At 48.2% G+C, this 15,018-nt stretch carries 15 protein-coding genes; 14 read left to right on the forward strand and 1 reads right to left on the reverse strand.

Translation table 11 applies throughout. The annotated features are described in order from the left end of the window. Window positions 1–53: 53 nt before the first annotated feature. Window positions 54–1,436 (reverse strand): DEAD/DEAH box helicase, encoded by a 1,383-nt coding sequence (locus tag KJB30_RS07235; protein WP_214297432.1) that lies wholly within the window; start codon window positions 1,434–1,436, stop codon window positions 54–56. A gap of 184 nt (window positions 1,437–1,620) precedes the next feature. Here KJB30_RS07235 and KJB30_RS07240 point away from each other — a divergent pair, with 184 nt between their 5' ends. From KJB30_RS07240 to thpR, 14 genes are all read left to right on the forward strand, one after another. Next, window positions 1,621–2,589, forward strand: a complete 969-nt coding sequence (locus tag KJB30_RS07240; RefSeq protein ID WP_214297434.1) for a polyprenyl synthetase family protein — start codon at window positions 1,621–1,623, stop codon at window positions 2,587–2,589. A gap of 59 nt (window positions 2,590–2,648) precedes the next feature. After that, window positions 2,649–3,173: a TlpA disulfide reductase family protein gene (locus tag KJB30_RS07245; RefSeq protein ID WP_214297436.1), complete on the forward strand. Its 525-nt coding sequence runs from the start codon at window positions 2,649–2,651 to the stop codon at window positions 3,171–3,173. A gap of 9 nt (window positions 3,174–3,182) precedes the next feature. Then, window positions 3,183–3,911: a cytochrome c biogenesis CcdA family protein gene (locus KJB30_RS07250; protein ID WP_214297438.1), complete on the forward strand. Its 729-nt coding sequence runs from the start codon at window positions 3,183–3,185 to the stop codon at window positions 3,909–3,911. Continuing rightward, entirely contained in the window at window positions 3,912–4,328 is a 417-nt protein-coding gene (locus KJB30_RS07255) for a VOC family protein (RefSeq protein WP_214297440.1), read from the forward strand. A gap of 451 nt (window positions 4,329–4,779) precedes the next feature. Continuing rightward, window positions 4,780–5,316: a bifunctional pyr operon transcriptional regulator/uracil phosphoribosyltransferase PyrR gene (gene pyrR, locus KJB30_RS07260; RefSeq protein ID WP_214297442.1), complete on the forward strand. Its 537-nt coding sequence runs from the start codon at window positions 4,780–4,782 to the stop codon at window positions 5,314–5,316. Between the two features lie 14 nt (window positions 5,317–5,330). Continuing rightward, on the forward strand, window positions 5,331–6,266 hold the full coding sequence (locus KJB30_RS07265) for an aspartate carbamoyltransferase catalytic subunit (RefSeq protein WP_214297449.1): 936 nt from the start codon (window positions 5,331–5,333) through the stop codon (window positions 6,264–6,266). Between the two features lie 65 nt (window positions 6,267–6,331). Continuing rightward, window positions 6,332–7,609 carry a dihydroorotase gene (locus KJB30_RS07270; protein WP_214297451.1) on the forward strand — a complete coding sequence of 426 codons (1,278 nt, stop codon included), beginning with the start codon at window positions 6,332–6,334 and terminating at the stop codon, window positions 7,607–7,609. A 264-nt stretch (window positions 7,610–7,873) separates the two neighbouring features. Further along, a complete protein-coding gene (gene carA / locus KJB30_RS07275; protein ID WP_214297453.1) occupies window positions 7,874–8,995 on the forward strand; it encodes a glutamine-hydrolyzing carbamoyl-phosphate synthase small subunit in 1,122 nt (373 codons plus the stop codon). Window positions 8,996–9,055: 60 nt separating this feature from the next. Beyond that, the gene (locus tag KJB30_RS07280; RefSeq protein ID WP_214297455.1) at window positions 9,056–9,970 is read left to right on the forward strand and encodes a radical SAM protein; all 915 of its coding nucleotides are present in this window, start codon (window positions 9,056–9,058) and stop codon (window positions 9,968–9,970) included. Between the two features lie 43 nt (window positions 9,971–10,013). Further along, entirely contained in the window at window positions 10,014–10,340 is a 327-nt protein-coding gene (locus KJB30_RS07285; RefSeq protein WP_214297457.1) for a DMT family protein, read from the forward strand. A 48-nt stretch (window positions 10,341–10,388) separates the two neighbouring features. Beyond that, complete coding sequence (gene carB, locus KJB30_RS07290) at window positions 10,389–13,625, forward strand: carbamoyl-phosphate synthase large subunit (protein WP_214297465.1); 3,237 nt, start codon at window positions 10,389–10,391, stop codon at window positions 13,623–13,625. A 58-nt stretch (window positions 13,626–13,683) separates the two neighbouring features. Next, window positions 13,684–14,160, forward strand: a complete 477-nt coding sequence (gene greA / locus KJB30_RS07295; protein WP_214297467.1) for a transcription elongation factor GreA — start codon at window positions 13,684–13,686, stop codon at window positions 14,158–14,160. A 51-nt stretch (window positions 14,161–14,211) separates the two neighbouring features. After that, window positions 14,212–14,412: a DUF1858 domain-containing protein gene (locus tag KJB30_RS07300; RefSeq protein WP_214297469.1), complete on the forward strand. Its 201-nt coding sequence runs from the start codon at window positions 14,212–14,214 to the stop codon at window positions 14,410–14,412. A 61-nt stretch (window positions 14,413–14,473) separates the two neighbouring features. Continuing rightward, the gene (thpR, locus tag KJB30_RS07305) at window positions 14,474–15,010 is read left to right on the forward strand and encodes an RNA 2',3'-cyclic phosphodiesterase (protein WP_214297471.1); all 537 of its coding nucleotides are present in this window, start codon (window positions 14,474–14,476) and stop codon (window positions 15,008–15,010) included. Window positions 15,011–15,018: the final 8 nt, after the last annotated feature.

Here is a 15,018-nt window from a genome sequence, read left to right on the forward strand (position 1 = left end):
GTGTAGACAAAGAAAAAGCCTGCTGACAGAGGTTATATCGGCAGGCCTCACAATTATTCAGTTGTCGGCGGTGTTTGTTCTTTCTTAGCACCGGGCTTGCGCCGTCGGCGGCGTTTGTTAGTGGGGTCACCTGCTTCGGCATTGGTCTGTACCGCAGTAGATGCTTTGCCAGAAGGTCCTGTTGTTGGTCGTCTAGGCTGTTTATTTTTTTCGTGCGGCTTTGATCCAGCTCGACCGCTTGCGGTATTCTCTCTTGGATTTTTATTGTATTTCGGCCGGGCTACCTGGTTGTAATCAGTAACAAACAGTTCGTCTTCAGCCCATTCGGTGGGAATTTTATCCTTGATATAGTCTTCAATAGCCTCCAGATATAGAACACCATCTTCATCTGCCAGTGAGATGGCTTTTCCTTCGGCGCCGGCGCGTGCGGTGCGCCCAATGCGATGGACATAATCCTCGCTGTCCTGGGGGAGGTCGTAGTTCACGACATGAGAAATACCGTCAATATGCAGACCACGGGAAGCTACATCGGTAGCGATCAGAATGGGCAGCTTACCTTCCTTGAAATCTTCGAGGATGCGTAATCTCTTTTTTTGCTCAACATCTCCTGAAATAATCCTGCAGGGAAATCCATTGGCATTCAGTCGCTCGTAAAGGTACTCTCCCTCGCGCTTCGTGTTGATGAAGATCATGGTGCGCTCCATGCCATCCCGACGTAGGAGTCCAAGCAGCAGCGGGAATTTTTCCTTGCGCGATACATGATAAATAACCTGCTCAACCCGTTCAGCGGTCATTTTTTCTGGAGTGACCGAAACTTTCTCAGGCATGTTCATGAATTCATAGGCCAGTTCCATTACTCGATGGTTGAGAGTAGCGGAAAACATCAGATTCTGACGTTTGTCAAATGGGGGAAGCCGCCGCAGGATGAAGCGCAGATCAGCTATAAAACCCATGTCAAACATTCGATCAGCTTCATCGATCACCAGCATCTCTATCTCTTTCAAACTGTAGATCTTCTGCTTAAGATAATCGATCAGGCGGCCAGGAGTACCGATGATCACGTCAGCGCCATCACGAAGTGCATCGCGTTGCTTCATGTAATCAACACCGCCATAGATAGCCTGAATGGTAAAGCCGCAGTGTTTGCCGAGCAATTGGGCATCCTGCTCAATCTGCACTACCAACTCCCGTGTCGGAGCAAGGATCAAGGCTCGAGGATGGTTGCCTTTTCGGGCGCCTCCAACCAGAAGCCTGGAGAATAAAGTTACCAGGAAGGCAGCAGTTTTTCCGGTGCCGGTCTGGGCCTGGCCGGCAACATCTTTTCCACTCAAAGAAATTGGGAATGTTTTTCCCTGAATAGGGGTGCATTCTACGAATCCGGCTTCAAAAATCCCTTTCTGAAGCGCTTCCGGTAGAACAAGTGAATCAAATTTCATGCGGGTTCCTTATCCTTAACTCGTGTGTCAGTTCACAAATACTATTTAAATACCATATACTGCGAAGCTACGTCTGGCAATGGAAACCTTGCCGCAAGCGGGCGTGCAACAGCCAGAAATGCTTTGACAAACCCGTTTTCATTCCTTTAGTATGTCAAAACTTTACCCCCTAAGGACAGGTGTGATGCAAGCTGCCTTAAACATCATCGGTGACGAGCTTAAAAGCGTTGAACAACAGTTTGTTAAGGATCTTGAATCTGACGTACCCCTTATACGCAAAGTGGGTGAGTACGTACTTTCCAGTGGCGGGAAACGAGTGCGTCCGGCTCTTCTTCTGCTTGCGGCCCGCCTGTGCGGCTATACCGGCGATAAGGCTGTTCCACTCGCCAGCGTTATTGAATTCATCCATACCGCCACTCTTCTTCACGATGATGTTGTTGACAGCGCCACGCTACGTCGCGGTCTTGCATCGGCAAACACCCTATGGGGCAATGAAGCATCCGTGCTGGTTGGCGATTTCCTGTTCTCCAAATCTTTTTCTCTGATGGTCGCCGTAGGAAGCCTTGATATACTTCGGGTACTTTCCGCTGCTACTACAATCATCGCCGAGGGTGAGGTTATGCAACTGCTCTGTACAGGCGAGCTGGATCTTACTGAAGAACAGTATATCAATGTGGTGCGTGCAAAAACGGCGATTCTCATGTCTGCAGCTTGCGAAGCAGGGGCAATTCTAGGTGAGGTTACTCCTGAAAGACGACGGGCTCTTGCTGACTTTGGCATGGATCTCGGTATTGCCTTTCAGCTCATGGATGATACCCTTGATTACACTGCTACTGAAGAAGAATTTGGCAAAAGTATTGGACATGACCTTGAAGAGGGCAAAATCACTTTGCCGCTGATTCATACGCTGCGTCAGTGCAAAAGTGATGAACGTGACACAATTGCTGCGGTCATTGAAAAAGATGAAATGTCCCTTGAAGAGTTTCGTGAAGTTTCAGCACTTGTAAAACAATATGGCGGTATTGATTACGCTGTTGCTTCGGCACAGTGCTACATCAAGCGTTGCTCTGACCACCTCGAGTTATTCGCACCTGGAGTAGTCAAGGATGCACTGCTTGAACTAGCGGAATACGTAGTTACCCGCAGCAAGTGATTCTTCCCCCGGTAACATTCAATTTATTGACTGAAGCAAATCCCTGCCTTGGAGGATTAATGAAGAAGCTGACCTGTCTGATCATGCTTATGCTAGTAATCTTTGCTTCGGCATGCGAGCGAAATTCTAATAAGATCCAAAGTAACGCTGGCGAAGCCATTGAGCAGAAAACGGCACCCGACATAACGGTAACTGCCCTTGATGGTACGGCTCTTAAACTTTCCTCCTTGAAGGGAAAGGTTGTGCTGCTGAACTTCTGGGCTACATGGTGTCCTCCCTGCCGCGAAGAGATTCCCTCAATGATGAAGCTTAACAGCGCCATGAGCGGAAAACCTTTTCAGATGCTTGCAGTATCAATTGATGAGGGAGGCAAGCCTGCCCTTGAAGAATTCTTTAAATCTACTGGTTTCACGCTTCCTACTTACATGGATCAGGCTAATGCTGCAGGAAAGATATATGGAATTACAGGTGTTCCAGAATCTTTTCTTATCGATAAAAAAGGCATAATTGTGAAAAAGATAATTGGACCAGTTGAATGGGACTCACCAGAAGTGAAAGCTTTTATTGAAGAGTTGCTCAAATAGGGTCAGAGAATGAATAGTCCGGACGTAACCTATCTTGGAGCTTTTATAGCGGGGCTGCTTTCTTTCCTATCCCCCTGCGTGCTGCCGTTGATTCCCTCTTACATTACATATATAACCGGGCTTTCCTTTGCCGATTTGCAGGCTGAACACCCTTCCCACATAGTCCGAAAAAAAACATTATTTCACTCCATCGCCTTTATTCTCGGTTTTACTATAGTTTTCGTTCTGCTGGGAGCCTCAGCTACTTTTATTGGTTCCTTTATGCAGAGCAAGGCCGTCCTGATTCGTAAGATAGGTGGTATCCTCATCATCCTTTTTGGTGTTCATGTAACCGGCCTTGTCCCTGTAAGGCTGTTGATGGGAGAAAAAAGAGTCACCATCAGACACAAACCGACAGGATATCTTGGCAGTCTCCTTGTAGGTCTTGTATTTGCTGCTGGTTGGACTCCCTGCATTGGCCCGATTCTGGCGGCCATTTTGACCTTGGCAGCCACAGAAGAGAATGTTTTAAATGGCATCATGCTCCTGCTGCTTTACTCCTTGGGACTTGGTATTCCTTTTCTGCTTTCTTCCCTCGCTATGAACCAGTTTCTCTCCATTTTCAATCGATTTAAGAAACATATCCGAATTTTTGAGGTTGTAACCGGCTTGTTTCTGATTATCATCGGTATCCTGCTTTATTCCAACTGGCTAACTCGCCTTTCCGGCTATACGACATCCCTCTTTTCTGGATTCTGAATGAAAACCTATACTGCACAGCATTCTGTGCAATTCGTTGTGTCTGAGCTTGTAGTAACTGAAGCTTTTTATGCAGGCATTCTTGAGATTCCCCTCCAACGTTCGTTTACTTCGCCTGGAGCACCGGATCATCTCACGCTTGATATGGATGGTATTGCCATTGTTTTCGTCGAGGAAGATGATGTTATCCGCACTCATCCAATACTGGAACATCGTTTGGGGATGTTTCCTCGTGGAAATGGTGTGACACTACACTTTGAAGTTAAAGATATAGAGGGGATCAGTGATGCCATACAGGAGGAGGGACTGGAAATACTGTATCCTCTTGAAGTGAAGCCATACGGCATCAAAGAGATGTGGTGTTTTGATCCGGACGGGTATCTTGTTGTGCTGGATGAGCCGATTAATAACAGATAAGGGACCGGAGATTAATCCTGCTTTTGCTCGTTACTCTTTTTTTCTCTGGACTCCCGCTCCACGGGAGTGCATGAGCTTGACAGTCAGGTAGAGATTCCAATTTTGGGAAAAATGTAGCGGTTGAGGATGAACCATATTAATAAAACCAACAGCACCACCAGTATTTCTTTCATTTTAATCACTCCCGTTTGCTGAAATAGTCAAAATATCCTGCTTCCATTCTGAATATCGTAACCCCTACTAAAGATTTAAGGAAAGTCTTTTTAAGATTAAATCTTCCCTTGACCAGAATAGACCACGGTGGTAATGTTTCCAAAATTAAATCAGACCTTTTAATTTAGCCCGAGAGGCTAGCAAAGGTGACACCGATGAATCACGTGAGACCAATACCAGGAGAGTCTTGCCGCCTAAAGCGGTGAGGCTCTTTTTTTATGCCAACGAGGTGACAAATATGGCTGCTGAAAAGACGGTTATTCTGGATGGGGCGGGTGTCCGGCGTGCATTGACACGCATATCTCACGAAATCTTGGAACGCAACAAAGGACTAGCCAATGTAGTCCTTATCGGTATTCGCTCTGGTGGAGCGTATCTGGCCGCTGAGATTGGTGATAGTCTCGCGGTCATTGAAGGTGAAAAGGCTGCTGTGGGGGCGGTGGACATTACGCTTTACCGTGATGATATAAGCGGGCAAATACCTCACCTACCTGTTGGCAAAACGGAAATACCGTTTTCTCTGGAAGGTAAAAAAGTGATCCTGGTTGATGATGTCCTGTTTACCGGACGAACCATCCGTGCCGCCATGGATGCCCTGATGGATCACGGTCGGCCCGATTCGATTCAGCTCGCAGTATTGATTGATCGAGGGCACAGAGAATTGCCCATTCGTGCGGATTTTGTCGGTCGTAACGTTCCGACCAGCCTCAAGGAAAATGTCCAAGTCATATTTGATTCTGAGAATAAACCGGTTGAAGTGATTCTCGAAAAATAAGAGGGGAGGGCGGCATGGCTGACTTCAAGCACAAAGACATCATCGCGTTGCGTGATCTGACCAAGGAGGAAATTGAACGACTCCTGACCACAGCTGAAAGCATGCGCGAAATCAACAACCGTGACATCAAGAAGGTTCCGACGCTTCGAGGCAAAACCATAATCAACCTCTTCTACGAGGCTTCGACTCGTACCCGTACCTCTTTTGAAATTGCCGGCAAGCGCCTCTCTGCGGATACGGTCAATATTACTCCCTCTTCCAGTTCTGCTACCAAGGGTGAGACACTTGCAGATACGGCCCTGAACCTGCTGGCCATGAAGCCCGATATTATTGTCATGCGCCATGCTGTCTCCGGTTCACACTATTTCCTTTCCAAAAAATTGCCTTCCTGCTCCATTATTAATGCTGGTGACGGCACCCATGAACATCCGTCACAGGGGTTACTGGATATGCTTACCATGAAGGACAAATTCGGCAGACTCGATAATCTCAAAGTAGCAATAATCGGAGATATTACCCATAGTCGCGTTGCCCGCTCCAATATTCAGGGGCTTACAAAGATGGGTTCGCAGGTTTTTCTGGCAGGCCCTCCGACCATGATGCCGCCAGGTGCTGAACTTCTAGGTAATGTCACTGTTTGCTGCACCATGAAGGAAGCTATTCAGGATGCTGATGTTGTGATGATGCTTCGTATCCAGCAGGAACGTCAGGGTAAAACTCTCATGCCAAATGCCCGTGAGTATTCCCGGTATTTCGGGCTGAATCCGGAAAACATCAAACTGGCCAAACCTGATGCCATGGTCATGCATCCTGGGCCTATCAACCGCGGCGTTGAAATGTCTTCCTACGTTGTTGACGGCGATCAGTCCCATGTGCTCAAGCAGGTGGAAAACGGCGTGGCTGTTAGAATGGCGATGCTGTACCATGTATGCGGCGGTGAGTTGGAGTAATTCCCAGCGAGGGTGTAGTTCACTTTTACAAGAAGGCCTTACACTTGATTTCATGAGGTGACACAATGAATTTGATCATTAAGAATGGCAGGGTGATAGATCCTTCCCAGGGAATTGACGATACACTGGATGTTGTGGTGGAAAATGGCCTGATCAAAGATATTGGTCGTGATTTGCAAACCCCTGCCGGCGTTGAGGTAATCGATGGCGGAGGCAAATTCGTTGTCCCCGGCCTGATAGACATGCACGTACATCTGCGTGATCCTGGTCTGGAATACAAGGAAGATATCATCAGTGGTACCCGTGCTGCTGTCTCAGGTGGCTTTACCTCGGTCTGTTGCATGCCTAACACTAAACCTGCTATCGATAACAAGGCGATTGTCTCTTACATTATCAATAAAGCCCGCACGGAAGGATTTTGTAATGTTTTTCCAATCGGTGCCATTACCTACGGCCTGCAGGGCGATCGTATGTCAGAAATGGGGGAACTTAAGGAATCAGGCTGTGTAGCTGTATCAGATGACGGCCATCCCGTGGCAAACTCTGAACTGATGCGGCGGGCTCTTGAATATGCTCGTGGAATGGGTATTTTAGTGATCACTCACGCCGAAGACCTGACATTGGTGGGTGAAGGTGTGATGAATGAAGGTTTTACCTCAACAGAGATCGGCCTGAAAGGCATACCACGTGTTGCCGAGGACATTGCTACTGCACGCGATGTAATGCTGGCGGAGTACACCAAATCCCCAATTCATATCGCCCATGTTTCGACCGAAGGCTCGGTACAGGTCATTCGTGAGGCCAAAGCTCGTGGGGTACAGGTAACTTGTGAGACTGCACCTCACTACTTCACCCTGACTGACGATGCTGTACGCGGATACAACACAAATGCTAAAATGAACCCGCCCCTTCGGGAAAAGCATGATGTGGCTGCCGTCAAGGCTGGGCTGAAAGATGGCACTATTGATGCCATTGCAACTGATCATGCTCCCCATCACCTGGATGACAAGGACGTTGAATTTAATGCAGCAATGAATGGCATTGTCGGTCTTGAAACATCTCTGCCCTTGTCGCTTGCGCTGGTAAATGAAGGAGTACTTACTCTTTCACAACTAGTTGAAAAGATGTCGTTCAACCCATCGAAAATTCTAAACTTGCAGCGTGGCACTCTCAAAGTCGGCAGCATTGCTGATCTGACAGTTATTGACCCTGCAGTCGAATGGACGGTGGCGGCGGATGCCCTCGCCAGTAAATCAAAGAACTCTCCCTGGCTTGGACAGCAGATGAAAGGTGCCGCTGCAGCAACAATCGTTAGCGGCAAACTGGTGTTCAACGGGCGCTAAATGACGACTGGGTGCTCTTATGATCCGAATCAAGAGGATTTACGATGCCCCTTCAGATAATGATGGGTTCCGGTTCTGGGTGACAGACTCTGGCACCGTGGTATATCACTCGAATTCGCAAGGATTAATTCCATTATCTCGTAACGGAACTTTAGGGCTAAGATGAATACAGTTACGCTGCTTTTCGCAGCCAAGGATGCCGAGCACAACAATGCGGGGGTCCTTAAAGAATTTCTTGAGCATTTTAAAAAGGAGCAATGATTTATGAAAGCTGTACTGGCGCTCGCGGATGGGCGTATTTTTGAAGGGAAATCATTCGGCGCACCGGGTGAGTCCACCGGCGAGGTTGTTTTCAATACAGCCATGTCTGGTTATCAGGAGGTCCTTACGGACCCTTCCTACAAAGGGCAGATGGTCACCATGACCTATACCCAGATTGGCAATACTGGCGTTAACCCCGAAGATGTTGAGAGCAGGGGCCTGTTTCTTTCAGGTTTCATCGTCAGGGAGTATATGGAATGCTATTCCAACTGGCGTGCCACGATGAGCCTTGATGCATACCTCAAGGAAAATGGGGTTGTCGGCATTCATGGCATCGACACCCGTGCACTTACTCGCCATCTGCGGGACAAAGGTTCCCAGAATGGCATCATCTCCACCAGTGATTTCAACCATGAAAGTCTTGTTGCCAAGGCACGTGCCATCCCCAGCATGGCTGGTCTGGATCTGGCAAGTGAAGTTTCCTGTGACAAGCCATATCACTGGACCGAGGGGCTGTGGGATCTTGCAGGCGGTTATCCTCAGGTTGATCCTGCGAGCCTGAAGTACAAGGTCGTTGCCTATGATTTTGGTATAAAGTACAATATCTTGCGTTGCCTGGTTGATGCCGGATGTGATGTTACCGTGGTGCCCGCTACGTTTAAGGCTGAAGATGCACTCGCCATGAATCCTGATGGTATCTTCCTCAGCAATGGGCCTGGTGACCCGGAGCCGCTTGTGATGGTTCAGGAAGAATTACGAAAATTGATCGGTAAAAAACCCATTTTTGGTATCTGTCTGGGGCATCAGCTTCTTGGGCTTGCTCTGGGTGGCAAAACCATGAAACTTCCTTTCGGCAACCATGGTTCTAACCTTCCTGTTATGGATATGGCAACCCGCAAGGTTGAGATTACTGCCCAGAACCATGGTTTTGCTGTTGATCTCGATTCATTAGGGGACGCTGCCTGTCTTGGACATGAGAATCTTAATGACCAGACAGTCGAAGGTATCCGGCACTGTTCATTGCCGATTTTCTCGGTCCAACATCACCCTGAAGCTTCTCCCGGACCCCATGATTCTCAGTATCTGTTCAGCAGATTTGTAGAGCTCATGGAAAAGAATCGGTAATTAATATTAAAGAGGTAAACATCCTTTAAAAGGTCCTTGCCTTGTCCATTGCCCCTATTTATGAATTATGTTGAACTCTATCAATCAGGTGAATTGCTGCAACGGATCCGCGAAGCTTACCGGAGACTCGAAACCTGTGATCTCTGTCCACACGATTGTGGTGTTAACCGTATAAAAGGTGAGCGCGGTCTTTGTGGAGCAGGATTAAAACCTAAAATTGCTTCGGCCAATGTGCATACCGGCGAAGAACCACCAATTTCAGGCACACACGGATCTGGAACAATCTTTTTGTCCGGCTGTTCCCTCAAGTGCCGTTTCTGTCAGAATTTCCCCATCAGCCAGCTTGGTAACGGTGAAGAGGTCTCTACGGCAGCCCTGGCAGTACGAATGATGAAACTGCAGCACCAGGGGGTGCACAATATAAATTTCGTCACTCCGACCCATTTTCTGCCACAGATTCTGGCAGCTCTGTGGCTGGCCATTCCGCAGGGTTTTCGACTGCCTCTCGTGTGGAATTCCAGCGGATATGAGCGGGTTGACGCCTTGAAGCTTCTGCATGGCGTAGTGGACATTTACCTGCCGGACATGAAGTACGTTAATGATGCTGTTGCCTTGCGTCTTTCCTACATAAAGGGTTACAGGGAAGCGAATCTGTTGGCGGTGAAAGAGATGCTTCGCCAGGTCGGGCATCTGCAGACTGATGCAAAAGAAATCGCTGTAAAAGGCCTGATCATAAGGCATCTCGTTCTTCCGGAAAGGCTGTCAGGAACGAGGGACACCCTGCAATGGATAAGTCTTAATTGCGGCGAGGAAACACATGTTTCCTTGATGAGCCAATACTTTCCGGCCCATGCCGCCCATGAGGAGTCGGGTGTAAATCGACGAATTTCCCTCGAAGAGTACGAAGAGACCGTTGAATGGCTTTCTGATGCCAATCTTGAACATGGGTGGGTACAGGAGCATGAGGACCCATGAGGGGAGGAAATGGTGTTATTTTCCTTTTCCATGTTGAGATCACATGAGAACAATAATCCTGCTGACCATATCAAACATATTCATGACCTTTGCCTGGTACGCCCACCTGAAAAACATGCGTACACGGCACTGGCTGCTGGCAGTGGCAGTATCATGGGGAATCGCTTTTTTTGAATATCTGATTCAGGTGCCGGCCAACCGCATGGGGTATGGCAAGTTCAACCTTGCCCAGTTGAAAATTCTGCAGGAAGTCATAACGCTTGCTGTATTTGTTCCATTTGCGGTGTTTTATATGGGAACTACTCTTTCCTGGAATTATGTCTGGGCAGGATGTTGTCTGGCAGGTGCCGTATTTTTTATCTTCAGATAATTCGTATGACTTTAATATCTTCAATCATGACAAGGAGTTGAATTTCTAATGCCAAAAAGAACAGACATCAAAAAAATTCTCATCATAGGGGCGGGACCGATCGTCATCGGCCAGGCCTGTGAGTTTGATTATTCCGGCACCCAGGCCTGCAAGGCTCTTAAGGAAGAGGGATACGAGGTAGTACTGCTTAACAGCAACCCAGCTACCATCATGACAGATCCTGATTTTGCCGATCGTACCTATATCGAGCCGGTTACTCCCGAAATCCTGGCAAAGATCATTGAAAAAGAACGCCCTGACGCGGTGTTGCCTACACTTGGTGGTCAGACTGCTTTAAATACCGCTGTTTCGGTCGCTGAGATGGGAGTGCTCGATAAATTCAATGTGGAGTTGATCGGTGCAAAACTCCCGGCCATTAAAAAGGCGGAGGACCGCACTCTGTTCAAGGCTGCCATGGAAAGGATCGGTCTATCGGTACCTAAATCAGGCCTGGCACATAACAGACAGGAGGCGATGGAAGTCGTAAAATCAGTTGGTTTCCCTGCAATTATCCGCCCTTCCTTCACATTGGGAGGCACTGGCGGTGGTATTGCCTACAATATGCAGGAATACGAAATAATGGCAATTGCCGGCATTGATGCCTCCCCGACCGATGAAATTCTCGTGGAGGAGTCGGTCATCGGCTGGAAAGAGTATGAACTGGAAGTGATGCGTGACACGGCTGACAATGTGGTTATCATCTGCTCCATTGAAAACTTTGACCCCATGGGTGTACATACCGGAGACTCTATTACCGTTGCACCTGCCCAGACCCTGACCGACAAAGAATATCAGATCCTGCGCGACGCGTCCCTGAAGATCATAAGAGAAATTGGCGTGGATACAGGCGGATCAAACATTCAGTTCGGCATCAACCCCACTGACGGGCGCCTGGTAGTTATCGAGATGAACCCACGTGTTTCCCGTTCATCTGCCCTCGCATCCAAAGCAACCGGTTTCCCCATTGCCAAAATCGCTGCAAAACTGGCTGTTGGGTATACCCTGGATGAGGTTACCAATGATATTACCCGTGAGACACCTGCCTGCTTTGAGCCGACTATCGATTACGTTGTCACAAAAATTCCGCGTTTCACTTTTGAAAAATTCCCTGCAGCCGATGCTACTCTGACCACCCAGATGAAATCCGTCGGTGAAGTAATGGCTATAGGTCGGACCTTTAAGGAATCTTTTCAAAAAGCTCTGCGTTCTCTTGAAATCGGCGTTTCCGGATTGGACTCACAGTTGTTTGATCTGTCCACGGAAACTCGCCGCGCTCTGACATCCAAAGAACAACAGCTTCTCCTTGAAAAGCTTCGTACTCCCAACTGTGAACGTCTCTGGTATCTTGCCGATGCTCTACGAAGCGGTATGACCGTGAAAGAAGTAAACCAGCACACCGGGATTGATCCCTGGTTTCTCCACAACATCCGCCAGATAGTTGAAAAAGAGGCTGAGCTCAAAAGTCTTGCCCCCGCAGCACTTTCCCGAGAAGATCTCTTTGAAGCCAAGCAATTTGGTTTTTCCGATAAAACTCTCGCAAAGCTCTGTGGCAAAACTGAGGCAGACATTCGAACTCTGCGTCACTCATATGGTGTAAAGCCGGTCTATAAGCGGGTTGATACCTGCGCTGCCGAATTTGTAGCCCATACCCCCTACCTTTACTCCACCTATGAGGAGGAGTGTGAAGCAGAACCGACGAATAGAAAAAAAATTATGATCCTAGGGGGAGGGCCGAACAGGATCGGCCAGGGGATCGAGTTCGACTACTGCTGCGTGCATGGTGTTTTTGCTCTTGCTGAAGATGGTTACGAAACCATTATGGTCAATTGTAATCCGGAAACAGTTTCAACTGATTACGATACCTCTGACAGACTTTACTTTGAGCCACTTACCCTGGAAGACGTGCTGGAGATCGTGGCATTGGAACAACCGGTAGGCGTGATCGTGCAGTTTGGCGGCCAGACTCCTCTCAAACTTGCGGTTGCCCTGGAAAAAGCAGGCGTGCCGATCATCGGGACGTCGCCTGATGCCATCGATCGTGCGGAAGACCGGGAGCGTTTTCAGGAGATGCTGCACAAACTTGGGTTGCTCCAACCCGCCAATGGCACGGCCCGCTCTTTTGAAGAAGCCGAGAAAGTGGTAGATCGCATCGGGTATCCTGTTGTTGTTCGTCCTTCCTATGTTCTGGGCGGCAGGGCAATGGAAATCGTGTACGACGTGGATAACCTGCGGCGTTATATGACAACAGCTGTTCTGGTTTCTCCTGAGCATCCCATCCTGATCGACAAGTTTCTCGATGAGGCCATTGAGATTGATGTTGACGCATTGTGCGATGGTACTGAAGTTGTTATCGGCGGCATCATGGAGCATATTGAGGAGGCTGGTATTCACTCAGGCGACTCTGCCTGTTCTCTTCCCCCTTATTCCATTTCCGACACAGTAGTAGCTGAAATTCGTCGGCAGACAGTACTGATGGCTTTGGAACTGAACGTCAAGGGTCTGATGAACGTACAGTATGCCGTCAAAGACAGTGATATCTATATTCTCGAAGTCAATCCCCGTGCTTCACGCACCTCACCATTTGTTTCCAAGGCAACCGGACGTCCGTTGGCCAAAATTGCCGCACGCATCATGGCCGGAAAGAGTCTGAAGGAATTGGGAGTTTGTGGGGATATCATACCAAAACATATCTCGGTCAAAGAGTCGGTCTTTCCTTTTGTAAAGTTTCCTGGTGTTGACACACTATTGGGGCCAGAGATGAAGTCTACCGGCGAGGTCATGGGCATTGGCGACACATTTGCCGAAGCCTTTGGCAAAGCGCAGCTCGGGGCAAACGTTAAATTGCCGTTGGCCGGCAACGCCTTTATCAGCGTACGTGATGGAGATAAGAAACATGTTGTCACTGCAGCAGAAAAGCTGTATAAATCAGGATTCGGAATCGTTGCCACCGGCGGAACCGCAGCATTCCTGACGGAAAAGGGTATACCGGTCAAACGGGTCAATAAGGTTGCTGAAGGGCGCCCACACATCGTTGATGCCATCAAGAACGGCGAGATAAGTTTAGTGGTCAATACCACGCATGGTCCCCAGGCAGTTGCCGATTCTTTCTCCATACGGCGTGAAGCACTCATGCACAACATTGCCTACTACACCACAGTGGCTGGTGCCAAGGCCGTAGTCGACAGCATCGTTGCACTGAAAGAACAAGAACTGGGTGTTAAGGCGTTGCAGGATTATCTTAATTAACATGATGTAGAGGGAAGGTTGTACCATCCCTTACATTTATTCAAGGAGCAGCTGTTAGATGTCCCATACCATTCCATTGACAAAAGAAAGTTACGAGGCGTTGCAGGAAGAACTTAAGCGGCTTATCCGTGAGGAAAGACCCAAGGTTATTCAGGATATTGCAGAAGCCCGTGCCCATGGCGACCTTTCGGAAAATGCGGAATATGATGCTGCCAAAAACCGTCAGGGATTTATCGAGGGCCGCATCCAGGAGATCAACGGTAAGCTTGCTCGAGCCCATGTTGTAGATCTGACCGGTATGAAACCGGACAAAGTGGTTTTTGGCGCTACAGTTACCTTGTATGATACTGCATCTGAAGAAGAAGTTACTTACCGGATTGTCGGCGAGGATGAGGCTGATATCAAGCTCGGCAAGATTTCCTGCACCTCTCCCGTAGGCAAGGCACTCATTGGTCATAAGCTGGATGATTCAGTCAGGGTTACCGTTCCCTCTGGAACGAAGGAATACGAAATTATTGAAATAAAGTACGAATAGGGTAATCTTTTTACCTAGAACAACGAAGAATAACGGACAGGAGAACTAATCATGAGTGATAAAATTACTAAGGACATGACCTTTTTTGAAGTAATGCGCACCTATCCCGAGGCTGTGAAAGTATTGCAAAAGCACAATTTGGGCTGTGTCGGCTGCATGGGCGCTCAGAATGAAAGTCTGGAGCAGGGAGCTAATGCCCATGGATTGAACGTTGACGAACTGCTCAAAGATCTTAATGCAGCTGTTCAGTAAGGCTGCTTTCCGATCACAACAATAAGCCCTCATGTTTCCGTGAGGGCTTTTTTTCAATGTGATGCCTAGACTGTTCATAGCCATAGATTTTTCTGATGAAATAAAGTATCGGTTTGAGCACCTGCGTGTTGATATTCCCGGTGCCAAGTGGGTATTCAACAAGCAAATTCATCTTACACTTGCATTCCTTGGAGACGTAGAGAACGCACTGGTTCCTCGACTGACTGAGTCATTGGATAAGATACATTCTCCGCCATTTCAGCTTCAGCATGCTGGTACCGGCTGTTTTCCCGACCCTAAAAGACCACGAGTTCTATGGGCCGGATTTGAGCCACAACCTTTGCTGAATCGTTTGGTGGCAAAAATACGTACAGCAGTTATGACATATGGCATTCCCCAGGATTCTCGTGCCATGGTTCCTCATGTAACCCTGGCCCGTATTAAAGCCCCTGCTGTTTGCGAATTGAATACTTTTCTACATCAGTCAAAAGCCGCACTTCCCCCTGTTGAGGTTCATGAATTCATACTTTTCGAGAGTCGTTTAACATCAGGTGGCGCCGTTCACAGTGTTGTGCAAACCTTTAAGCTTGATAGTTAGGGCAACTG

This window comes from Pelotalea chapellei, from assembly GCF_018531195.1.
GTDB lineage: Bacteria > Desulfobacterota > Desulfuromonadia > Geobacterales > Pseudopelobacteraceae > Pelotalea > Pelotalea chapellei.